At 36.4% G+C, this 23,730-nt stretch carries 13 protein-coding genes; 1 reads left to right on the forward strand and 12 read right to left on the reverse strand.

Going from position 1 to position 23,730, the window contains the following annotated elements; genetic code table 11:
• Positions 1-194: 194 nt before the first annotated feature.
• The 7 genes from EV143_RS17525 to EV143_RS17555 all read right to left on the reverse strand — a co-directional run bounded on the left by EV143_RS17525 (position 195) and on the right by EV143_RS17555 (position 15,370).
• Positions 195-1,529 (reverse strand): glycoside hydrolase family 88/105 protein, encoded by a 1,335-nt coding sequence (locus EV143_RS17525; protein ID WP_133509243.1) that lies wholly within the window; start codon positions 1,527-1,529, stop codon positions 195-197.
• A gap of 49 nt (positions 1,530-1,578) precedes the next feature.
• Entirely contained in the window at positions 1,579-1,905 is a 327-nt protein-coding gene (gene rhaM, locus EV143_RS17530) for an L-rhamnose mutarotase (protein WP_133509244.1), read from the reverse strand.
• Positions 1,906-2,032: 127 nt separating this feature from the next.
• Positions 2,033-3,979, reverse strand: coding sequence for a RagB/SusD family nutrient uptake outer membrane protein (locus tag EV143_RS17535; protein WP_133509245.1), 1,947 nt, complete (start codon positions 3,977-3,979; stop codon positions 2,033-2,035).
• 22 nt (positions 3,980-4,001) lie between these two features.
• Positions 4,002-7,139, reverse strand: coding sequence for a SusC/RagA family TonB-linked outer membrane protein (locus EV143_RS17540; protein WP_133509246.1), 3,138 nt, complete (start codon positions 7,137-7,139; stop codon positions 4,002-4,004).
• 437 nt (positions 7,140-7,576) lie between these two features.
• Positions 7,577-9,427, reverse strand: coding sequence for a rhamnogalacturonan lyase (locus tag EV143_RS17545; protein ID WP_133509247.1), 1,851 nt, complete (start codon positions 9,425-9,427; stop codon positions 7,577-7,579).
• 141 nt (positions 9,428-9,568) lie between these two features.
• Positions 9,569-11,692, reverse strand: a complete 2,124-nt coding sequence (locus tag EV143_RS21535; protein WP_166638181.1) for a hypothetical protein — start codon at positions 11,690-11,692, stop codon at positions 9,569-9,571.
• Between the two features lie 267 nt (positions 11,693-11,959).
• On the reverse strand, positions 11,960-15,370 hold the full coding sequence (locus EV143_RS17555; RefSeq protein WP_133509248.1) for a DUF4450 domain-containing protein: 3,411 nt from the start codon (positions 15,368-15,370) through the stop codon (positions 11,960-11,962).
• 270 nt (positions 15,371-15,640) lie between these two features.
• Here EV143_RS17555 and EV143_RS17560 point away from each other — a divergent pair, with 270 nt between their 5' ends.
• Positions 15,641-17,140, forward strand: coding sequence for a rhamnogalacturonan acetylesterase (locus EV143_RS17560; RefSeq protein ID WP_133509249.1), 1,500 nt, complete (start codon positions 15,641-15,643; stop codon positions 17,138-17,140).
• A 113-nt stretch (positions 17,141-17,253) separates the two neighbouring features.
• Here the strand turns inward: EV143_RS17560 and EV143_RS17565 are convergent, their stop codons facing one another.
• From EV143_RS17565 to EV143_RS17585, 5 genes are all read right to left on the reverse strand, one after another.
• Positions 17,254-17,430: a histone H1 gene (locus EV143_RS17565; RefSeq protein ID WP_059114598.1), complete on the reverse strand. Its 177-nt coding sequence runs from the start codon at positions 17,428-17,430 to the stop codon at positions 17,254-17,256.
• Between the two features lie 284 nt (positions 17,431-17,714).
• Entirely contained in the window at positions 17,715-19,043 is a 1,329-nt protein-coding gene (locus tag EV143_RS17570) for a rhamnogalacturonidase (RefSeq protein ID WP_133509250.1), read from the reverse strand.
• Positions 19,044-19,213: 170 nt separating this feature from the next.
• On the reverse strand, positions 19,214-20,287 hold the full coding sequence (locus tag EV143_RS17575; protein WP_133509251.1) for a glycoside hydrolase family protein: 1,074 nt from the start codon (positions 20,285-20,287) through the stop codon (positions 19,214-19,216).
• Between the two features lie 201 nt (positions 20,288-20,488).
• Positions 20,489-22,021 (reverse strand): sialate O-acetylesterase, encoded by a 1,533-nt coding sequence (locus EV143_RS17580; protein ID WP_243739900.1) that lies wholly within the window; start codon positions 22,019-22,021, stop codon positions 20,489-20,491.
• A 166-nt stretch (positions 22,022-22,187) separates the two neighbouring features.
• On the reverse strand, positions 22,188-23,726 hold the full coding sequence (locus EV143_RS17585; protein ID WP_133509253.1) for a RagB/SusD family nutrient uptake outer membrane protein: 1,539 nt from the start codon (positions 23,724-23,726) through the stop codon (positions 22,188-22,190).
• Between the last annotated feature and the right edge of the window lie 4 nt (positions 23,727-23,730).

Genomic DNA, 23,730 nt, shown 5'->3' on the forward strand with positions numbered 1-23,730 from the left:
TTTAGATTTTAGATTTTAGATTTTAGATTTTAGATTTTAGATTTTAGATTTTAGATTTTAGATTTTAGATTTTAGATTTTAGATTTTAGATTTTATACAAAACCTCGTTTAAATAAATTTAAACGAGGTTTTGTTTTTATTATATTCTATCTCTCTTATAACTCATAATTCATAATTCATAACTCATAAACAAATCAACTCTTTGTTTTCAACTGAATAGAACTGTCGTTGATCTCAAACTTGCTGTTTTTCAAAAGAGAAATCATTTCGGCTCCGGCCAGTAAAACGGGACCATAACCATGAGCAGCATATAAATTTACCGGACGATAATAATAAAAAGCCGGATCAAAACCCATTCCGGTTCCTACGCAAGTTCCTTCTACCTGGCCTTTTGCATTTACTTTTGATGCAACCGCATTCCACGCCAGTAAAACTGCAGGAGTATAAGCCAATTTATCTACATAACCACGGTTTATGGCTCTGGCAATAGCATAGGTATATATGGCTGTAGCCGAAGTTTCCAAATAGGTATCATTTCTATCGATCAATTGATGCCAAAAACCTGTTCCGTGCTGATACTGCAATAATCCTGCAATGTGTTTTTGAAGCTGTGCCAAAACCTGAGGATATCCGGGATGATTTTTAGGCAATACTTCCAGCAATTCGACCATTGTCATTACCGCCCAACCATTAGCTCGTGCCCAGTGAAACTGCGGATGAACCTGCATCGATTCGACCCAGCCGTGCATATAAAGTCCTTTTTGACTGTTGAACATTCTTTCAGAAAATTGATTGACTTGTTTAACAGCATCATCAAAATATTTTACATCGCCGGTATAATTTCCCATTTGAGCCAAAGCGGGAACGCTCATAAACAAATCGTCAAGCCAAAGTGTATTGTCCTGAGGCCTGTTTCTGGCAAGAGTTCCATCTTTCAAACGGAATTCCTTTTCACTTATGTATTTTATAAAATTGTTTATTACAGGATCAAAATTGGCATTATTTCCTGCTTTTTTGGCTTTTATAAATGCGGCGCATAATGCACCTGCATCGTCTAAAGCTCTTGGTTTTAAAACGGTGTGTACAGGAGAATCTTTTTCATTTTCGCTTTTATAATTTTCTGAAATATCTGCAATAAGTTTAAGGCGTGTATTGGTGTAATCTGCATATTCTTTTTTTCCTGTAGCCTCAGCTGCCAAAAGCATTCCGGCATACGTAACGCCCCATTCATAACTTGTTAATCTAAAAGCACCTGGAGAAAATATGATTTTTCCTTTTGCTTTTTTAAAGTCTTTTACTTCTGAATTGTCACTTGCCAGTACCGCTTTTGAAGCTGTATTTTCTTCCAGAAAAGTATACACTCTGTTTAAAACTGCTTCGATATTGCTTTTTTCTGGAATAACATAAGGTGTTACATAATCGGGCTTCATCAAATGCAATGGCGTAGTTACATCATTGGTCTGAGCACTTACTGCAGCGCAGAATCCAAAGGCGAATAATGTTATAATGTGGGTTGCTTTATAATTCATACTAATGATAGTTAAAGTGAAGAATTCAATTTAAAACATTTTTTATTTTTTAATCTAAATAAAAAACTTCTTTTAATGCAATGGCAACGGGCGAATTATCCGGATTTGTTTCCATAATGTCTCCCATATAAGCCCACCATTTTTGTACAATAGGGTGATTGGGCAAATACTTGTGATCAAAGTCGGGACTTATCTTTTGTACGGCAAACAATATAAGTGTTTCTTCATCTAAAAAAATACTGTAATCCTGTATACCGCTGTCTGAAAGCAAAGTGGTCAATTCAGGCCAAATTTCGTCGTGGCGTTTTTTATATTCGGCTTCAAAACCCGGCTTTAATTTCATCTTGAAAGCATTACGAATAGTGTTTTTTGTCATTTTTCTATATTTTAAGATTAATCCGCTGGTTTATTCCTCAACTTAAAACAGGGAATAGAGTTCATGGTAAAAAAACCGTCTCTAAAAAATGAGACGGTTTAAAACTAGTAGTTAAAAATGAAAATCGTTAGTAACCCGGATTCTGCATGGCATCTTTTTCTGCAGCCGTTAATGGTTTTCCGTTGGCGTATACACCGTCAAGGAAAGTTTGCGGAATTGGACGCAAATTATGATAATCCTGAATATTTGGAGCTGCCTCAATATTATAAGCTTTTGCTCTGGCTACTAAAGTTTTGGTTCTACTAAGGTCTTCCCAACGATGAAACTCACCGCAAAGTTCTCTGGTTCTTTCGTTTAGAACTAAACACAGCATTCGGTCATATTCACTGCCATATCCCAGTTTTGAAATAACAGCTTCATCCTCTGCGGGCAAAGTTCCGGTACTGGTGATTGCTAAACTGGTTGCTGTAGTTGCAACGGGAATATTATTAGATTCATAATACGAATTTTCAGGAATGAAAGAAATTGGAATTCCAGCCTGACCTCCAACAGTCCAGGCAGCTAAACCATCCGTATAAGCAGCGCGGTTCTCTCCCGCTTTATAGGCAGCGCGGGTACGAACGGCATTAATATACGATAATGCATCAGCAAATGTTGCTGATCCTAATTGTGCCAAACGTATTTTTGCTTCGGCGGCCATCAAATAAGTTTCTGCTGAACGTGCCAGTACCATATCACGGGATCCTTTAGTGTTGCTTACATCAATCCTGTTGCCGTCGAGATGTTTATTTAAAGATGGAAATCGAACATCGGCCATTAAACCAACATGGTCTGCTGCATAAGCCACATACACACTTGGAATTGTTTTTCCTGTTTTAGAATAAATTATAGCATCTGTATTTTTAGTTTTGGCAAAACGTGTATCAGCTGCATAATTTACTATATACATGATACCCAGATCACCGTTTGCATAATAATTTCCTGATTTATTATTGATGATGCTTTTTGTTTGAAAACTTTTCCAAAAACGAGAATCGTTTACATGATCAAATACATCGTAAACAAAATATGTAGGTGCTAAACGGCTAAATGGTCTCCCTCCTGCTAAATTTCGTTTCATTTGAGGCAACTGATCATAGGTAGAAAGAAAATGCAAATGCTGCTGATTGCCTCCTGTAGTTAATGTACTGGCATTAAACTGAGCAGACAGGATTAACTCCGGAAGTTTCTCATTGGCACCATCCGCAACGGTGTAATTCCATAAATCGACATAATTTGCTGCTAACGGATGATGTGAAATCACCTCATCAGATAAAGTCACTACTTGTTGTAAATCAGTTACTTTTGTGGCTGAATTCCAGCCATCATTAATTTCACTGGCACGCGTTAAATAGGCTTTTGCCAAATAATGTGCTGCAGCATCTTTGGTAATTTTAGCCGGAGCGCCTGCATTTCCTAAGAGATTATATGCTTGTGTAAAATCGGTAATTATTTGTTCTAAAACCTGTTGAGGCGCTGCTCTGGTAAATTCTAATTCAACGGTAGAACTTGTTGTTAATTTTATCGGAACAGCACCATACTGGCTTACCAATTTTAAATAATTAAATGCTCTTAAAAAATATCCTTCTCCTAATGCTGTTTTCTTGATCGCATCGTTAGAAGATGCAATGTTTGTAGCAGATTCAATTAATTGATTAGCATTTCCAATTCCAATATACAAATTGTCCCAATTCGTATTTGCCGCAACCGTGTTGGCATTCGATGCTGTTACAAACGCTTTGAAACCTGACGAATAGGAATTCCAAATCCAGTTTGATGGATCTCCGCCGGCATGAAATTCATCTGTACCGGATTCTGTTGCTGTAAGTGGCACTTCACTGGCAAATTCTGCCGCAAACACCTGGTAATAAGTACCAACAGCAAGCGCCTGAATTCCTGCCTCGGTTTTATAATAATCTTTGCTATAGGCTGTGGTCAGTTCTTCGTCCAGAAAATCTTTGTTGCAGGAGCTGCTGCCAAAAGCAAGCACAACAAGCAACATTAAATTGATATATGGGTTTCTATAATTTTTCATACTATTTTTATTTAAAATTAATTTAGAATTCTACGTTTAATCCCAAAGTCATACCTCTGTTTGAAGCTGTTGTTTGTGTATCCAAATCAGTCCATTTTACTTTAGAGAAAATCATACCCGGGTTGCTTGCCTGGCAATACAGCCTAAGTTTAGAAAGTCCTAGTTTCTCCACTAATTCTTTATCGAAGCGATAGCCTAAAGAAATGTTTCTTATTTTCAGGAATGAACCGTCACGATATCCTAAGACAGGAAAATAAGGATCTCCTGTACCTGCAGAGTAGATTGGTTTTTGATATTCTGCATTGGTATTGTTGTCTGTATAATAATTAATGGCACGCTGACTTCCTTTTGCACCTTCATTTTCTCCCAAAGTATCATATAAATACCCCATACGACCGTAAACAAAGAAGGAGAATTCGACATTTTTGTAAGCAAAAGTATTCGTTAATCCAACGATATATTTTGGATCTTTAGAACCAATAATGACACGGTCGTTGTTGGCATCAATTTTATAATCTCCATTCTGATCTACCGGTCTTGCGTTACCAAATGAAAAAATATTGGATCCTGCAGCTGCATTAAATTTTGCCATTTCAGCGGCATCTTCCGGTTTCCAAATTCCGTTTGATTCGAAACCGTAAGTCACGTTTTGAGATTCTCCAATAAATAAGTTATTGTTGATATCATCAAATTTTCCATTTTGAAGCGATACAATTCGGCTTTGTTGGTATGACGCACTAATATTAGAAGTCCATTCAAAATCTTTTGTCGTTATGTTCACCGTATTCAAAGTAAGCTCTACTCCGTTTCCTTCTGTTTCACCAACATTTTGATAAGTGTCTTTTACTCCGATAACTGTAGGTACGCTGCTTTTTAATAATAAATCGGTAGTTTTGCTAGTGTAATAATCTAAAGCACCGGAAATTCTATTGCTGAACATAGAGAAATCGATTCCATAATTAAATTGTGAGGTTTGCTCCCAGCCCAGATCTAAATTGCCTAAAGTCGTATTGTCTATTACACCAGATCCGTTTGGATATACTATTCCTGTTAATGGAGGCTGCGTTGCATAAGCCGGAACCGCGGCGTTTCCTGTTACACCATAACCAACTCTTACTTTTAGCTGGTTAAGCCAAGATACATTTTCTAAAAATTTTTCTTTATTCAGAATCCACGCTACAGATGCACTTGGAAAAAATGCCCATCTGTTATCTGATGCTAATTGCGAAGCACCATCAAAACGACCAGATGCCGTAAGTAAATATTTATCGGCATAGCTGTAGTTTACTCTCCCCATGTACGACAATAAACCCGTATCTGTCAATCCTGAAGAATATCCTGCAAGTGTAACATTAGCAGGAGTTAAAGAATTCCATTTGTTTGCGGGATTTTTGATATCATTGGCAGAAAGTGAACTTTGTTCGTTGTGATATTCCGTCTGGCTCATTAATAAAGTTGCACCAAAATTATGATTGCCAAATGTTTTATTATAAAAAATCAAATTATCCAGCGTGTAAGAAATTGATTTTTCATTGGCTAAAGAAGCAAAACTTGTTCCGGAGCGAATGGCTGATTTTCCATCTAAATATACTCCATCGCGGTACGATGTGATATCCGGACCAAAATTAACACGGTATTTTAAACCTTCGAGTGACTTAGAAAAAGTGCCGAAATCAATCTGGGCATATAAACTACCAAAAGTACGCAATGAAACACGCTGATCCTGTGAATATTTATATTCATCTACAGGTGTTCTGATGGTTGAATCTCCTCCGGGATTATCAATTCTTACTCCGTTGCTGTCATAAGGAACTGCATACGGAAGATTTGTACGGGCTGTTGCGTAGATTCCGGTAGTAGTGGTAACGGCTGTTCTTCCTACATTAGATTGTCCGTATTCATTTACACCATAACTGATATTAAGACCTGCACCCATCGAGAACCATTTGGTAGGCGTAATATCAACATTGGCTGTACCGCTGTAACGCAAATAGCTTTGTCCTTGCAATGTTCCTGTATTATTTAAATATCCAAAAGAACCATAGGCTTTCATTTTTTCTGTACCACCGCTAACCCCTATGGTATGTTGCTGTGTAATTCCTGTACGGGTCACAAATTTTGTCCAGTCTGTAGTTGCTACTTTAGACCCATCCCATGTTGTGGTTATGTTTCCACTGGCATCTCTCCATCCTTTTTCAATATTTGCCCAGGCAGAAGGATCTGCAGAAGCCAGGAAAATCAATTTATCATTTTCGATATTTGGAGCATCTCCCTTTGGAAAAGCTGCTGGATTAGAATAATATCTTCCCCAACGGCGAAATTCGATGTATTCTGCAGCATTCATCATCGGAGCATTTTCATGTATGGTTTCCATTACTAGTGAAGTATCATAATTCAAAGTAAATCTTCCATTCTTACCTTTTTTTGTTGTTACGATAATAACCCCGTTCGCACCACGGGAACCATAAATAGCGGTAGCCGAGGCATCTTTTAATACATCGATTGTTTCAATATCGGTTGGGTTTAAAAAATCGATTCCTCCAGAATTCGGATCCACACTAATTTTTCCGGTAGAAGCATCTGTAACAAGTCTTGAATTTAAAGGGATTCCATCTACCACATAAAGCGGCGCATTAGAAGCCGAGATAGAGCGCGAGCCACGAATGGTAATAGTACCTACTGTTCCCGGACGCTCATTCGAAGAAACATCTACACCGGCAGCTTTACCCTGCATGGCTTGTACTGCATTTACGACAGGCCTGGACGCAATTTCTTCGGCACCAACACTTACAATAGATCCGGTAAGATCTTTTTTCTTTTTTACACCATATCCAACAACGACAACTTCCTCCAGAGAATTGTCGTCTTCCTTGAGCACAACATTATATTCATTTGAATTTCCGATAGTAATTTCCTGAGATTTAAAGCCGATAAAACTATATACGAGAACAGTTCCTGAGGAAACGCTGATAGAATAACTTCCGTCCAGATCTGTACTTACACCACTCTTGCTTCCTTTAATCAGAACGTTGACACCTGGTATTGGCAATCCTGAAGGATCCTTAATGATACCCTTAACTACTTTGTTCTGAGCATAGGCAGATACATGCAATAATGACAACATCACTATAACAAGCAAAACGCTAAATTTGTTTTTCATAAAGTTAAAATTTGGTTAATTAATAGTTAACTCAAATTTATCGAGAAGTTCATTTCGTACTATCCTGTAGTATCCTGCCAATTAATTTATTATCATTCTAATTTACAATGTTTTACAAAAATGCATTAAGTTTTTTTTAACCATAAAAATCTTCAACCCCCCGTAAATACTAGGAAAAATAAACAAATGCATATATCAAAAAATAAAAGTATTTATTTTAAACATATCCCATTAATTTTAAATTTATTTTGTTAAATGATAAAAAAAATTAATAAGATTACTGTATATACTTAATTTCAAAACTGAAAAATAATAAACAACGAAAAATGAAGTGTAAGACATGTTTAATCTTGTCTTTCTAAAAAAATTATACTTTTCAATTTTTACTTAAAATAAAAATCAAAAAAGAGCCCCGATTGTTTAAATCGGGGCTCTTTTTATTTTTTCTGCGGTACTAAAACAATATTCGGCTTTGGAGCAGGTTTCATGTCTTTTCCCATATAAAAACTCGTGTGCGGCGGCTGATTATATCCAACGTTTTGCCATGTGATACTGAGCCTGTATTGCGGATCGTGCATTAAGGTATATTGTCTGATTTCTGTGGGAATTGTGGTGGAATAAATTCTAAGCTCTTTATTGTCTTCTGATCTTAAAATTAATTCTTCTCTCCAGTCTCCCAGAATATCTGCAGAAAGTGCGGGTGTTGATTTTGTTCCATTATTAGAGGCAGCTCCCGTTGCAGTGAATAATCGGCCTTTATTGTATTTATCAATATAATTTGAATTCAATAGTTCTCTTGAAGAATCACCATCCCAATAAATGACAAAATTGGTTGATGTTGGTGCTTTTCCAATTTTATTTCCTTTCATGTCATGCAAATCAGGAGATCCTGACCACCAGCATTGCGCACCTTTTCTTGTCGGATCTATATTGTCTGCGACACCACGGCCGACATCTTCATTAAGAGAATCTGTAAATAAAACTTTTCCATCGGCTGCCGAAAACAAAGTTACGCCAGGTCCTGTAGTTCCATTTTCAATTTCATGTATTCCAAAAGCTTCTAAACCGGGAACGTCAGGGTCAAGATCGGTAACATGCAAAGCATCTCCGTGCCTAAAACCTGTGGTGTACAATCCTTTTCCATCATCATCAACACACATTGAGCCGTAAATAATTTCATCTTTTCCGTCATTATCTACATCAGCAACCGTAAGCCCGTGATTTCCCATTCCGGAATACGGATTCTCGGCATCTTTACTGTCAAAAATCCACCTCGAAGTAAGTTTGTTATTTTTAAAATCCCACGCAGCTAAAACCGTTCTTCCATAATAACCACGGCACATTACAACACTCGGATGAATTCCGTCTAAATAAGCAATACAGGCTGTAAAACGATCAATTCGGTTTCCTTTTGTGTCATTTCCACCGCTTCCGCCATGTCCGCCCCAACCTCCAAGATCACCGCGTTCCGGAATGTAATCGACGGTTGTAATTATTTTGCCTGTTCTTCCATCAAAAACCGAAAGATATTCAGGGCCTTTTAAAATTTTACCAAAGACGGGAGAATGCGGATCTCTGTCTACCCAGTCCTTCGAACCATCGCCCACTATATTGTTTTGACTATCTGTTGTACCATCAGCTGTTTTGCAAACAAATTCTGAAATTCCGTCGCCATCCAGATCGTATACCAAAAATTGTGTATAATGAGCTCCTTCTCGAATATTCTTTCCTAAATTAATCTGCCATAAAAACTTTCCTTCTAAAGTATAAGCCTGAAATATTGGTGGATCTGTAATTCCGGTATGCGAATTGTCGTGGGCTTTTCCAGTCATGTGCACAATCAAATCGTATTTTCCATCGACATCTAAATCGCCAACTGAAAGATCATTTGGAATATAGCCTTCAATCGATTTTAATTGGATGGACAAATAATCTTTATCCGGACTTTCAGCAGAAATGGAAAAACTTCCCGACGCTTCTGTTTCTTTTACTTTTACAACTGTTTTTACAAACCATGTATTTTCTTCTTGTGGATTTGCTTTGGTATCTATAAAATTTGTGGCACCCGAAATTGGTTTGTCATTCAATTTGACTGGTTTTTTAGTACCGCTTTTTCTATATAAATTGAAAGCCAAATCATCTAGATCTGTTCCTAAAACGCGCCAGCCAATAAAAAACTGTCCCTTGTCTTTTATGGCAATTATGCCGCGGTCTAAATTTTCCATTTGTCTTTGGGCAAAAATGGAATAGGAGAAAAACAATAGCAGGAATAAAATTCTTTTTTTCATAATTCTTTTTTTATGTGGATTAGAAAGTTTCACGCAGATTTAAAAAGATTTAAGCAGATTTCTCGTTCCTCAAATGACAAACTAAACTTTACTAAAAACTTAGCACCTCAGAACCTCAGCAACTTAGAATCTTCAAAAAAATCAAAATATCTTTTTAAATCCTTCACTTTGTACTTTCCATGTTCCATCTTTAGGGAAACCCGGATTTTCAATTGTTGTTCCGTCCCAGCCGCCGCACATCATGGCAACTGCGGTTAATAATCCACCGTTTCCGGGAAGATAAAGCGTTAGTCTTTCTGCCTGATAATTGTGTCCGTTTTTCAAATAAGTATTTGTTGTCACGTTCATAAATAAGGCATCAATTGCTTTATCGGGCATATTTAAACGTGCTGCCGACATCGCAGTCATCGGGAAATCCCATCCCCAGGTTTTATCCCAGGACCAGGTTTTCCAAACCAGATCGAACGTATTTTTCATGATTTTTTTATCTAAAAGAGAGGTTTCAGGAAGCATCCCGAAAGTTCCTAACACAGAAGGATGATCCGTTTTAAATTCTGGATTGGTATACGAATCTGTAGCGCTTTCTGTTGCCAGATAAACATTATCAGCAACTGGCAACGGAGATAATTTAGCCAAAACTGTTTCCCATTTTTCCGGTACTTTCTGGTTTAATTTTTTCTTCCAAGCGATTGCGGTTTTCAAAGCCCAATTCCAATACGCTAATTCATATGTAGGGTTAAAAGTTTCCATCGCCTTAAAGCGTTCTTGTGCCGGAATTACTCCGGGACCCAAAACATAACGATCGTTTTTAGCATCATAATTGGCGAACGAAGCCATAAAATCAGCCGTTGCAAAAACGCGCTCGTTGTATAAATTCAACGTTTTATTTGTTGCATTTGCTCTGTACATTAATTCGGCATAAGTTATAAAATGCGGTTGTTGCCAAATCAAAAATGAACCTACAGACGACGGACTTTCATTGCCATCAGGATCGGTCATTTTTTGCCACCTTGCACCTTCAAAACCTTGTTTTTGGGCTATGTTTTTTGCTTTATCAAAAACTTTCTGGTACCACGGAAGGCTTTTTTCTAATAATTCCGGTCGATTCCATAATGCGAAGTGAACGCCGTGCCACCAATGCATTTCTAAATGCGGTTTTCCATACCAACTGTTGTACGTTAGTCCTGTTTCCTGCGGCGGAATTTTTCCTGTGCATTGCACTTTGGTTAAATATTGCGAGAGAATCACTCGTCGTTCTAATTCTTTAGCGCGGGGATCTGTACTTCCTGAAAAATCTACTGCAGCGCCGCTTTTCCAAAATTGTTCCCAGCCTTTTATACTGCTGTTTTGAATTTCTGTAAAGGAAGAATTTGCTGTTTTTTTATCTGCTAAAGCAAAAAGACAACTCAATTCTAAAGTGTTCGTATTTAATGCTTCAACTACAAAATAATGATCTGCTGTCTTTTTTATCTGAGCGTTTCCTTTCCAATTCAAATTGATGCTGTATGAAATACTGTCCATTACATGAGTAACAATCGCTTCTGTTTTAGACTTTTCTGTAAGTGTGCTTTTATAGTCTTGTTTGCCTTCCCATTTTGTTCCCATATCAGACCAATCTCCGGTTGGAAACGGAATTCTCAAACTGATTTTTAAACGTTTTTGTTGCAATAAATCTGATTTTACTTTTACACCAATTGCATCTTTTTCCTGATGCGAAACAGTAAAAACCGTTACCGGAATTCCTTCTACTTCAAAATAACTTTCAATTTCTCCAGTCCATAAATTTAGTTTTTGCACAATTGATTTGATGTCTTCCGGTTTTGCTGCGCTTCCGTCTTTTTTGGTAATTTCAAAACCCAAATTTCCCAATTGCAACAGATGCGGATTTTGCCTGAACCAATTTACAGCTTCGACTTTTCTGGCGGGTTCTTTTATTTGAACTGTGTATGAAATATCTCTTCCGTACTGTTTGTAATCTCTTAAAGTTTCTGAGAATTTATAATTATTGGTATTCTTATAACTATCCCAACCCCACTCAGACTGTGTTCCCAGCGGAATCCCGTTTTCGTACTTTTTAGGAAAAGTCTGCAATCCGGTCGCATCAACGGTAAAAGCAAAAGTACCGTTTCCAACAGTCAGAGATGCCAAAGTGTCTATAGTAGAAATTTGAACATTGTGCCTTGTTACCAATGCTTTTCGATCTATTTTTTGAGCGAAAATTGAAATGGAAAATAAAACTAAAGTAATTAATTGATATTTCTTCATTTGGATATATGGTTATGTTTTATAGTTTCAAGTTTTTATCGCTTTGTCATTTCGACGAAGGAGAAATCACACTCGTAACTCGACAAAAATTGACGAATTTCTTTGAGGAATTTCTAGTGTGATCCCTCGTTCCTCGGGATGAGAAAATTGTGGGTAATCTTCTTTTTCTACCAATATTTAGCTCGTAACGGAGCCACTTTTTTAAATTTAAATTGTTCATATTTCAATCTAAAATCTATATTCTAAAATCTGAAATAAATGAATAAATCACTCTCTCATCAAAGTCAAACTCATCAAACCAATCACTACATCGTTGGCAATTGTCTTTAAAGTCAGATCTTTCAACGTTTTATTTTTATCTAATGGCAGCTCTAAAATAGTTCCGGCACCGCCATCAATTCCGTAATTTGAATATCCTTTTATGCTTACAAAATTTTTGAAATCTCTCGTAATTTCTCCCGATTTAAAATAGACTCTTGGAGGTTTTGGAGCATCTGTTGTAAATGCAAGTCCGTCAATAAAATAATCCTGTTCTATTGGCCACCAGTTTTCAGGATTTTTTAAAGGCAGAATAGCCGAAGTTCCATCAGTATAATTAACTTTAATTTCGCCATTTATCATTCGGCTTTGCATTGGGTTTGTCGTTCCTGCCATCATCAAATAAATATGCGAAGCTTTTCCGTTTAACGGAATACTGACACTTTCCGGAAAATTATCCCACATGGAAGTGAAGATTATATTTTTCTGATTTTCATCAGATGGTGTTTTAAACGGAATTCCGTTTGGAGTTGTAATTTGTTCGTTTTGTTTTGCTTTTTCGCGCAAGCCTTTATCATCAATTTTTACCGAAACATTTGGATAACACCAATTTCCAATTCCGTTTTTTGGAAGTTGCAAAGTCACTGTTTTTGGTCTTGGCGATAAATATTCGTAATTAAAAATATCGGTTACTTTTGAATTAAAAAATGATGTCAGCGGAATGGTTTCCAGACGTTTTGATTTATCCAACGGAATATCCCAATTTGTAATTGCTGAACCTGATTCAGTAGATTTTATATTGAGTTGAATTGGTTTCCACCAGGATAAATCGCCTTGTTTTACTTCTATAAAAAACACTTTATTTCCAGCTGAATTTACTTTTGCATTTAGCGAATTATCCGTTTTCAAAATATCACTTAGAACTTGTTGCGGATCGTAAATTGAAATGATCTTTGCTTTTGAAGTATTGATTTCTAAAATTTCATTAGCAGTATAAATGACTTTCGAATTTATGTCTTCTAAAAAATTTCCTTTCCATTTAATTTTAATATCAAAAACAGGATTATACAGAACTTCAATATTGATTTTTGGTTTTCCAATACTTTCAGCAACGGTTTTCCAGGAAACTGCTTTTCCGTTTACAACAACACTTTCTACTGATTCGTATTGCGCATTTACAACCAAATTAAGATTCATTTTTGAGCTCAAACGATTTTCAATATGATAACTTTCTTGTTGATTTTCTCTTTTAAAATCAATTGAAATATCCGGAATTTCTAAAGAGGCAGTTTTCCATTTTTCAGGAAATCCGGGTTTAATGTTTAAAACTTCGGCTAAAGCATCGGGCTGAATTCCAAAAAGACCTTCGACTAATGTTCGCGATGCCATCCCGATTGGGTCTGCAAAATCGCGGTATAATTCGCCACGTATTGCATCCTGATACAAAAGCTGTTCAAAGCCGCCCGGTGAAGCACCTAAATACATACTTTCTATCAAAGCACTTTCCCACATTTTAAACGCTTTATCAGACTGTCCGCCTTGCCAAAAAGCCAGCGAAGTATGCAATTGTTCTGCCAAAGCCACATTATTGATCGACCAAGTATACGGCTGCCAATTGGTTGTACTTATCACATACAAATCTTTTTTATCAAGTCCTTCGGCTGCAATAGGAATATGAGGAATCTGCGTATCGACATAATTCAACATTTGATAACTCTCGAAAGGATTTGACAATTCGGAATCTATGGTGTGATAAATGCTCCAAATTCCGGGCGTTTCATGCAATAATTTGTTTCCGAGTGCATCCTTATATTCTGCAAAAATTCCTTTATTAGGAATCCAGAGCTGAGAATTTGTGGCTTTCAATATTTTGTTAGCCTCTTTAGAAAATGGATTTGCATCTTCCTGTATTTTTTTAGCAATTTCTGCAACGGTTTTATTAGCATAATAGTTATAAGCCGAAGAATGAATCACGCTGCCGCCACTATATTGCAAAGCGTCACTTGCCCAGATTGAAGCGTACGCATCATAAAGTCCGTCATTATCGGGATCAAAATTTCTTTTTTCCCAATCTAAATGTCTTTGAATCGTAGGCCACATTTCTTTCATAAACGATGCATCGCCCGTCCATTTAAAATGTCGCAACATCTCATCTATAAAAACCAAATTCATATCGTAATGATGTGCCACTGTATTTTTGTTTGGACTTCGGCTTATATAACCGCTGCTAAACATAGAAGTTCCCATTTCTTCTTTTTGACGCGCTAAATTCTTTTCTTCATCAAAAACAACCGGACCGTTTGCAGGCGCTGTTACCTGTGAATTACTGTAACTTTTAAAATGCGATTTTGCACGGTCGTGCCAACCTAACGGATCTGCGGTGTAAGCTCCACGCCAGGCATTGAGGTACATTCTCCAGGCAATTGCTCCGTGAAGATAAGCAGGACTTTCCCAGATTCCATCAGAAGCAATTGAAAGTGCCGATCCTAAAGTATTGATGTAAGGATCCGGAGTTACAACCTTAACTCTGTTGGCTAAAACTTGTGTTTCCTGAACTGATTTATCATACAGCTTTGCCAGCCCTTTTTGAGAAACATCTGTTTTTAAATCTTCGGTAGCAAAGAGCCAATACATTGCTTTTTCGGAACTGTTTTTTATTTTTCCTGCAATAACAGGCAACGATTCTGTATTCGAATTATAAAGTTCTAAAGGCGAATTTTGCTGTTTTGCGTTGGATAATTGTGTAGAAGATTCAGGAAAAAAACCAACAAGACTTTTATTGTTTCCTGATTTTTGTTTGTTGCTTTCTGAACCATATTCCAACAAAAAAGATTGGTTTTGTATGGTGTATTTATTGCCCAAACAATATTCAGGCTGCAAATAAAATACTGATTCAGGATCGGCTCCAATATCTCCATCGCGGCTGAATTTTTTACCGGTTGCGCCACCAAAAGCCCAAATTAGAGTCGTATTTTTTGATACGTTTTTACCGTAGACTTTCACAATAAAACCTTCTTTTTCTTTTAAAGCGACAACATCAATATATAAGGTTTCGTTTCCTAAAATTGCATCTTCGATTTCATAATGCATGGTTCCGAGAACATATCTTGTTTCAATTTTCGAAGCTTGAGTTATCCATTTACTTTCTTTTCCGTTTAAAATTCCCAGTTTAAAATTCCCTCCCATTCCGGGCATATACATGGCAAATTCCGGCAAATCTCCTGTTTCAACCCGAAATCCGGTATTAGAGCCATAAAGTGCACGATTGAATTTTCGGGTGCCGTTTTTTAACACAAAACTATTTCCGTCGGGCGCATAATGTATTTTACGCAAGACTTGTTTTTCCTGTCCAAATGTCGCCATTGAACATAAAAGAAATGTCTGAATTAGGATTGGAAAATATTGTATTTTAAATTTCATTCAAAAGTCGCGTTAAAAGTAATTATAAAGCCAGATTTAGAAACTAACCTGATAATTTTATTGCAATTTCATTGTTTTTTTACGGTTTACTATCCTGTACCTACCTGATTTTAATAATATAATGAATTCATATTATTCAATATTTTAACATCATAGTACAGGATACGATATAAATTTAGAACTGCTAGTTTTGAAATACATTCGGATCAAACTGTTTCACCTTTATATTCTAACTGTGCGGACTATCTTTTGTTTTTTAATTTAAACTTTATGAAATTAATTCAACTCTTTTTAATACTTCTTTTGGCTTGTTTGTTTTTCAATTTTACAGGAAATCAAAATAACAAACCTACTGTTTTTATGGTTGGCGATTCTACCGTAAAAAATGGTAAAGGCGACGGAGCTGGCGGGCTTTGGGGCTGGGGCGATTATATTGGTCAGTTTTTAGATACCTCAAAAGTTACTATAGAAAATCATGCTTTGGGCGGAACAAGCAGCAGAACTTTTATTGACAAAGGTTTGTGGTCTGAGGTTTTGAATAAACTTAAAAAAGGTGATTATGTTTTAATTCAGTTTGGACATAATGATGACGGACCTCTAAATGACAGTCTCCGCGCTCGTGGCACTATTAAAGGCATCGGAAATGAAACTCAGGAAATCGACAACATTCTGACAAAAAAGCATGAAATAGTACACAGTTATGGCTGGTATATTGAGAAAATTGTTCAGGAAGCAAAAGCTAAAGGAGCGATTCCGATTGTTTGTTCGCCGATTCCGAGAAACGATTGGAAAGACGGAAAAGTACCGCGCAATAGCACTAGTTACGGATTGTGGGCGAAGCAAATTGCTGAAAAGGAAAAAGTCACTTTTATCGATCTGAATGATAAAATGGCTGTTGAAATGGAAAAGTTAGGCGAAACAAAAATAACCGGAACTTATTTTTACAAACGCGATCATACGCATACATCGGCTAAAGGCGCTGCACTTTCGGCTTCGGTTATAATTAATCAATTAAAAGAAAGTGATAATTCATTAAAAAAATACATTTTAGATCATCCGAAAATTGTATTTCCTCTTAAGAAAAAAGTTTTTTTGATTGGAGATTCAACGATGTCAAATAGTGATAATCCTGACGCTATTGGCTGGGGAATGGTATTTTCTGCTTATTGCGACACAACCAGAATTGAAGTAATTAACAAAGCGCGAGCCGGACGAAGCACAAGAACTTTTGATTATGAAGGTCTTTGGGATGAAGTTAAAAACCAATTGCAACCCGGAAATTTTATTCTGATTCAGTTTGGGCATAATGATGCAGGAGCTGTTGATACGGAAAAACTTAGAGGTTCATTGAAAGGAAACGGCAATGAAACCCAAGAAGTTATTCAGCCTGATGGCACAAAAGAAATTGTTCATACTTTTGGATGGTATATGGAAAAATTTATTAGGGAAGCTAAAGAAAAAGGTGCAATTCCGATTGTTTTAAGTCAGACTCCCAGAAACGAATGGCCGAATGATAAAGTAGAACGCAGAACAGACACTTATAATAAGTGGTCTCAGGAAACCGCAAATAAAGAGGGTGCTTATTATATTGATTTAAACGAAATTGTCGCTTTAAAATACGAAGCTTTGGGAAAAGAAAAAGTAAAGGCTTTTTTTCCAAAAGATCATACGCATACCAATTTGGAAGGCGCTAAACTTAATGCGCTTACTGCAGCTGAAAGTATCAGGAAATTAAAAGAATGTGGTTTGAAAGAGTTTATTCAATTATGAGTTATGAGTAAGAGACCTAGTTAAATTTATAATTTATAATTCATAACTCTTCACCCTCACTTACAGGCAAAAAAAAACCTCGTTTAGAACGAGGTTTTATCTTTTTTCAAAGATTATTTTTTTGATTCTTCGATAGAAACTTTTCTGAACTCTTTTAAAAGTTTTTCAATTTCTAAAGTAGCTTTACGTGCTCTTGCTCCTGCAGCTTTAACTCCTTTTTCAGTTAATGATTCAGATTCTGTTTTGAATGTTTCGATTTCGGCGTTGATTTTTACTAATAGATCTTTCATGCTTATACTTGTTAAATTAAGGCGCAAAAATAAAAGTTTGCTTGAAACATAACGCATGTTTATTGTTAAAATTATCACTCATTTTGGCTTTTAAGTTAATATTTAATTAACCCTGTTTGTTCAGTATTCATAATCAAGTCATTACAAAATAAGTCAGCAAATTTATTTTTGCTTATTCCTTCATAATCACAACTTCCATAATTTTTTTAGACTGTTTTTCTTACTTACAATATGCGAGAAACGGATGCAAAGTGTAAATCAGTATAACATTGTTGCTGTGTAACTTAGTCAACTAACTGTTTATTTACATAGACATTTTTAAACGTAACTCCGGTTATAAGACTTTTATCAATACTTGTTTTGGTGGCCTCGATGTTTAGATTCTCGAAAGTGAAGTTCGACAAACGAACATTCGGGTCGTTTTCTACTCCGTAAAAAGTTTCGCATTTAAGATCAATATTTTTCAGCGTGATATTATCTCCGTATGATAATGGAACGTCGGGACGTCCTTTTAAATCGAAAAATTGTTTCCAGGCAAAAACAGCCAGACAGGTTTTGGCTTCGCCTTTTATATCTTCAACTCTTATGTATTCATATCTTTGAGGCGTATCAGGACGCATTTTAAGCCACAATAATCTCGAAGCGCCATCTATTTTGCAATTGCGCATGATAACATTTCTGTTATGAATAGATTCGCTTCCGTTGGTTAATGAAGAATGGCAAAATCCGAAATTGCAATCTTCGATAATAATATTTGCATTTGGTCCGTTGTTTTTATCCTGATCGGCATAAGGCCCTTTTCCGCCTTTTAGTGCGATGGCATCATCATTAACAGACATATAACAGCCTTTTACTAAAAAATTAGTACAAATGTCAATATCAATGGCATCTGTACTTGGCGCTTTTACGCCAACATGTGGTGAAAAAATATACAGATCAAGCATTTTTACATTATTACATTTATAAAAATGATTGGTCCAAAAACCGGAATTAATGAGTTTTACATCCTGAAGCTGTACATTATTTGAATTCCAGATAAAAACTAATCGTGGTCTTGAAACTTCGAGATTGGTGCATTTTGGATTCTCTTTTCGTCTTTGCCAGAAAGCTTCCCAATATTTTAAACCGTTTCCGTTAATTGTTCCTTTTCCTGAAATAGAAAAATTATCAACTCCGTAAGCATTTACCAGAGCCGGAAAATAATCCAGATTTTGTCCTTCCATTCGTGATGGCATTATTGGAAAATCTGCAATGTTATCAGAACCTTTTAAAATGCCGCCTTCTGAAACATATAAACTGGTTTTTGGTTTAAAGAATAATGCACCGCTTAAATAAACGCCTTTCGGAATCACGATTACTCCTCCTCCGTTTGCTGCGGCTTTATCAATTACTTTTTGAATGGCAACAGTTTGAATTTTAGTACTGTCCTTACTAATACCAAAATCGGTAATGGTATATTTTTTACCTAAATCTTTTAGTTGAATTTTACTATACTCTTTAAACCAGTTCGGAATTGCTGTTCCGTCCGGAAATTTGTCGTTTGCGTAATTTTGTGATAACAACACTTGCGTGAAAGCGAAAATGCATATTATAGAGGTTAGTATAGTTTTCATTTGTGGTTCGTGTTAATAGTTTATTTGTTTTTTAATGTAATCTTGTCATTTCGAGGAACGAGAAATCACATAACGGATTTACGGTTCGTTGCTCTCTGGATGTGATTTCTCGTTCTCGAAATGACACACTTGTGGCATTACTATCAAAGTTTGAAACTTTGATAAAGATATCATAATCCTATTTTAAAAATAAATGCCGAAGCCGTTTCATATTTTCCTCCTTGAGAAGCTGTGAATAAATAGGTTGCTTTTCCGTTTTGAAATAGTAATTGCGGACGCTCTGCACGGCCGTAACGGTTGAGATGTTTAGGAGCTTCCGGCTGTTTTATATATTTATTTAAAGGCTGGTACGAAATCAAAGGAGCGCTCCAGTGAATACCGTCATCAGAATCCATATAAAGGCCATTATCAATTCCGAAAACGCCCATATCTCTGGCTAACATCTTGAATTTCTTATTTTCATACCACACAAAAGCGTCTTCGCATTGTTTGTTATCGCCTAGTTTAGAAAAATCTATTACCGGATTATTTTCATGTTTTATGTAAGGGCCGTGAAGCGATTTTGAAATGGCCAAACCGTATTTTCTATTTCCTTTAATGGGGAATTTTGGATGTACATAATTTTCTGTATCTAATGATTTATAATACAGCCAATATTCTCCGTTTGGATGTTTTAGAAAAGAGGGGTTTGTGGTTAAAAGATCATCCCAAGTGCCTTTTTCTCCGGGCAGTAATAATGGTGAATCCGGTCTTTCCCACGGACCGTAAAGCGAATCCGAAGTGGCTAAACCGATGCGTTTGGTATCCATTTTTCCGTTAGAATTTCCCATGAAAAACAGCGCATATTTTCCGTCTACAAAATGAATACTTGGATTATGACACGTTGTGCCATCCCAAAAACCTGCTCCGCGAGGCGCCAAAATAGTGCTTATATATTCGTACGGTCCTTCGGGTTTATCGGCAACGGCGTGAGCAATTTCAGAACTGCTGATCCAGCCGGTCATGCCTTTTGCTTTTGGCCAGCGGGAAAAGAATACGTGAATTTTTCCATCCGGGCCTTCAATAGGACTGTTGCACCAAACGTAATAATCTTCAAATTCAAGCGCGCGTCCGACTGGTCGAAGTTTTTTTTCGAAATCTGAAAGCCTTGGATCTTCTAAAAAATTAGTACTTCTGACTGGAAATGGAAGACATAAACCAATCAATGCAAGTGAATTTCCAATTATAAATTTTCTTCGGTTCATGTTATTTTTTTTTATCAACTCATTTAAAATTTATTAAACACATAGAAACATAGATTTTCATAGTTCGAAAAAAAGAGTAAAATAAGAAAACTAGTTTTCTTCACATAGTCACGAAGCATCGGTACAATTTTAGATTAGTGAAACGCCTTTTTAAAGTTTGTTAAACTATGTTTCTATGGTTTAAAAAATGGCAACGAATTTTTATTTTTTCTCTGTGCTAATTTCCCAATCATCTGTTCTAAAAGGTGAAGCCGGTAAATTTTCTTTATTGAATAAATTAGGTTCCGGAACGGCTTTCCATGCAAAACGAACGGCCACAGGATCTTTTACTTGTGAAGAAGAAACGACAACTGTTTTACCATCGATTTTAGCATCTGCAGGATAAAAAACCTGATCGCTTCCTGCTATTTCAAATTCTTTCAGCACCTCTCCGTTTTGCTGCAATCCTGATTCGGAATAATCAAAAAACAATTGTACTTTTTGCTTTTTAATTTTCATCTGATTGTAAATTGGCCCTGAATACACTAATTTATTTTCACCATAAGTTTTAGCACGGGCAATTAGAGCTAATCGATGTCCAACGGTTTGTTTGTCGATTGGGTGAATATTTTGCGCGTCTCCAACATCTGTCGTTACAACCATTCCGCTGTTCGGGATTGTTTTTAATGACATTAATTGCGCTTCTCTAATTGCTGCATTTTGTCCTTTATGAGGTGTAATTTGTACATAATAAAAAGGGAAATCGCCTTGCTTCCATTCTTCTCTCCAGCTTTTTACCATCGCAGGAAATAAGGTTCTATACAAATAGGCTTTTCCTGAATTGCTTTCGCCCTGATACCAAATCGCACCTTTTATGGTATAATTTACGATGGGATGCAACATTGCGTTGTATAAAACATACGAGGTTTTGTTGGCTTCTTTTTTAGGCTTTTTTAATTGCCCTTTTGGTGCGTTTTCAGCACTTGCGATTCTTTCATTTGTTAAGCTTAAATAATACGCTTCTAACTTTTCCTGATATACTTTTTCATTTTTTGCATCTTCCTGAAGAATGGGTAAAAACGCAACATCTTCTTCTAAAATATTTTGTGCTGTCCAGGCTTCGGCTTTTGTTCCTCCCCATGAAGTTGATATTAATCCGATTGGGACATCTAATTTCTGATACAAATCTCTTCCGAAGAAATAGGCTACTGCTGAGAATGTTTTGATATTCTCCGGCGTACAAACTTTCCAGCTTCCGGTAACATCTTCAAGTGGCTGTTGCGCAGCATTAAGGGCAACGGTAAAGAATCTTATATTTGGATAGGAAGCATTTTTGACTTCTTCTTCGTAATTTTTAACTCCGGTTTTCCATGTTTTTTCTTCTCTTCCCACAGGAAAAAACATATTCGACTGACCGGAACAAAGCCACACTTCTCCGATTAGAATATTGTTAAGTATAATTTTATTGGTCGCCGTTAGTGCAATTGTGTATTTTTTATCGCTTCCGTTTGGCGTGTCAACAGTGGTTTTCCAGTTTCCGTCTGCGTTTGCAGTAATCTCTATTGGAGTGTTTGACCATTCTAACTGAATACTTATTTTTTCGTTTGGTGACGCCCATCCCCATAAATTAACTTTTGCATTTTGCTGCAAAACCATATTATCACTTACTAAAGCGGGCAATTTTATTTGAGCTGAGAGTTGAAATTCTGCTGCTAAAATGAATGAAAACAGAAGGAGTTTTTTGAAGTAAATCATTGGCATTGAATTATTAAGTCCTGAACATTAAATATAAAATAGTTAATCCCGAAAAGCATCCTGTGCTTTCCTGTTTATTTTGAAAACGAAATGAAAAAATGCTGTCACTAGGGACAGCATTTTCAAAAAAAACAAAATATAAAAAAAAATTGGGGGCAAAGTTTTTTTAATCGTATCCAATATTCTGGTCGTAAAGTCCGGGAACGGCTAAGATTTCTTGTAATGGTATTGGATAAATCAAGGCATTATTATCAATTGTTCTGATTTTACCATCTTTATCTTCGACTGCTTTCCAGGCGTTCATTATTTCAACGGCCTTACCTGATCTGATTAGGTCGAACCATCTGGTACCTTCTGAAAAGAATTCTTTTCTTCTTTCATCAAACAATTGGTCTAAAGTTATATTAACGGCATTTGCAGGAATTCCGGCTCTCGTTCTTACCTGGTTTACAATGTCATCAACATCAGCCTGAGAACCGCCACCGCCGTGCAGTGTACATTCTGCCATCAGCATTAAAACATCGGTATAGCGTATTACCATAAAATCTACACCCCAGTCTTCGCGTCCGTTTCCGTATTTTGTTGGGTCTATATATTTTTTGTAAACAGGAAGTGTATAACTTCCTTTGTATGTGCCGGATGCTACTGTATAATTAGTTGCGATTCCAAATGCTTTTCTTTTATCAGTTGCAGCAAACTTATTTACAAATTCAGTAGATACCGGTTTTGCTTCTAAAGCTCCTTGTGCAGAATTTATATTTACCGAAGCGAAATAAGGTTCATAACCCACTTCTACCATAAAATTTCCTCCAACAGCAAGCGGAAGACTTTGAGTATAAGGAATTGTTAAAACATTTTCTTTATTAGCAAGCCCTTCGATTTTAAAAATTGCATCATAGTCAGTTCCAAAAACATATAATCCGCTTGTTTTAATATCATTTAATTCTTTGTATGCTTTATCCCATTCGTTTAGTCCGAGTGTTGCACCGTCAATTCCGTAGGTTGGACTTGAACGGGTCATGTACACAAGGCCTAAAAGTGCTTTTGCTCCGTATTTAGAAACTCGTCCATAATTTGCAGCATCATAAGACGGTGCAAGATCAGGAATTGCCGCTTCAAGATCTGCGATAATAAAATCATAAATTTCTGTAACTGGAGTTCTTGGTATTTTGGCGGCTTCAGGAGCTGTCATTGTTCTTTCGATTAAAGGAACTCTTCCAAACCATCTGATTAAATCAAAATAACAGAAAGCTCTAAGAAAACGAGCTTCGGCAGCCATCGAGGCTTTATCAGCAGGATTTGTGAAAATGGCATCGCCTTTTTTAGCTATTTTTTCCAGCAGCTGATTTGCTTTATTAATGGCGTTATAATTGGTTAAATAGGCTTCTTTTACAAAGGTATTAGAGCTAATGTTCGTGTAGAAACTATTAATTCCTTCCCACTCTCTTGATGCTGTTGTGGTTGCATACAAATTATCTGATCTGGTTTCGCTTAAATTCAAAACTCTATTGGCATAACCATAAACGCTGGCTCCGTGAAAAGCCATCGAATAAGTAGCGTTTCTTGCTTGGGCAAAATCGCCAGAAGTCGCGTAGAAATTCTCTATCGTTCCTGTAGACAATGGCAATTGCGTTAATTCATCATCGCAAGATGTAAAGGCAAACAATACCAGCGCACTTGCAGCTAAATAAATATATTTTTTCATTTTA

It is taken from the genome of Flavobacterium chryseum, assembly GCF_004362015.1.
GTDB lineage: Bacteria > Bacteroidota > Bacteroidia > Flavobacteriales > Flavobacteriaceae > Flavobacterium.

Bases quoted from the DNA above. Each gene is read 5' to 3' on its own strand.
- EV143_RS17525 (WP_133509243.1), bottom strand. From the start codon at position 1,529: ATGAATTATAAAGCAACCCACATTATAACATTATTCGCCTTTGGATTC.
- rhaM (WP_133509244.1), bottom strand. From the start codon at position 1,905: ATGACAAAAAACACTATTCGTAATGCTTTCAAGATGAAATTAAAGCCG.
- EV143_RS17535 (WP_133509245.1), bottom strand. From the start codon at position 3,979: ATGAAAAATTATAGAAACCCATATATCAATTTAATGTTGCTTGTTGTG.
- EV143_RS17540 (WP_133509246.1), bottom strand. From the start codon at position 7,139: ATGAAAAACAAATTTAGCGTTTTGCTTGTTATAGTGATGTTGTCATTA.
- EV143_RS17545 (WP_133509247.1), bottom strand. From the start codon at position 9,427: ATGAAAAAAAGAATTTTATTCCTGCTATTGTTTTTCTCCTATTCCATT.
- EV143_RS21535 (WP_166638181.1), bottom strand. From the start codon at position 11,692: ATGAAGAAATATCAATTAATTACTTTAGTTTTATTTTCCATTTCAATT.
- EV143_RS17555 (WP_133509248.1), bottom strand. From the start codon at position 15,370: ATGAAATTTAAAATACAATATTTTCCAATCCTAATTCAGACATTTCTT.
- EV143_RS17560 (WP_133509249.1), top strand. From the start codon at position 15,641: ATGAAATTAATTCAACTCTTTTTAATACTTCTTTTGGCTTGTTTGTTT.
- EV143_RS17565 (WP_059114598.1), bottom strand. From the start codon at position 17,430: ATGAAAGATCTATTAGTAAAAATCAACGCCGAAATCGAAACATTCAAA.
- EV143_RS17570 (WP_133509250.1), bottom strand. From the start codon at position 19,043: ATGAAAACTATACTAACCTCTATAATATGCATTTTCGCTTTCACGCAA.
- EV143_RS17575 (WP_133509251.1), bottom strand. From the start codon at position 20,287: ATGAACCGAAGAAAATTTATAATTGGAAATTCACTTGCATTGATTGGT.
- EV143_RS17580 (WP_243739900.1), bottom strand. From the start codon at position 22,021: ATGATTTACTTCAAAAAACTCCTTCTGTTTTCATTCATTTTAGCAGCA.
- EV143_RS17585 (WP_133509253.1), bottom strand. From the start codon at position 23,726: ATGAAAAAATATATTTATTTAGCTGCAAGTGCGCTGGTATTGTTTGCC.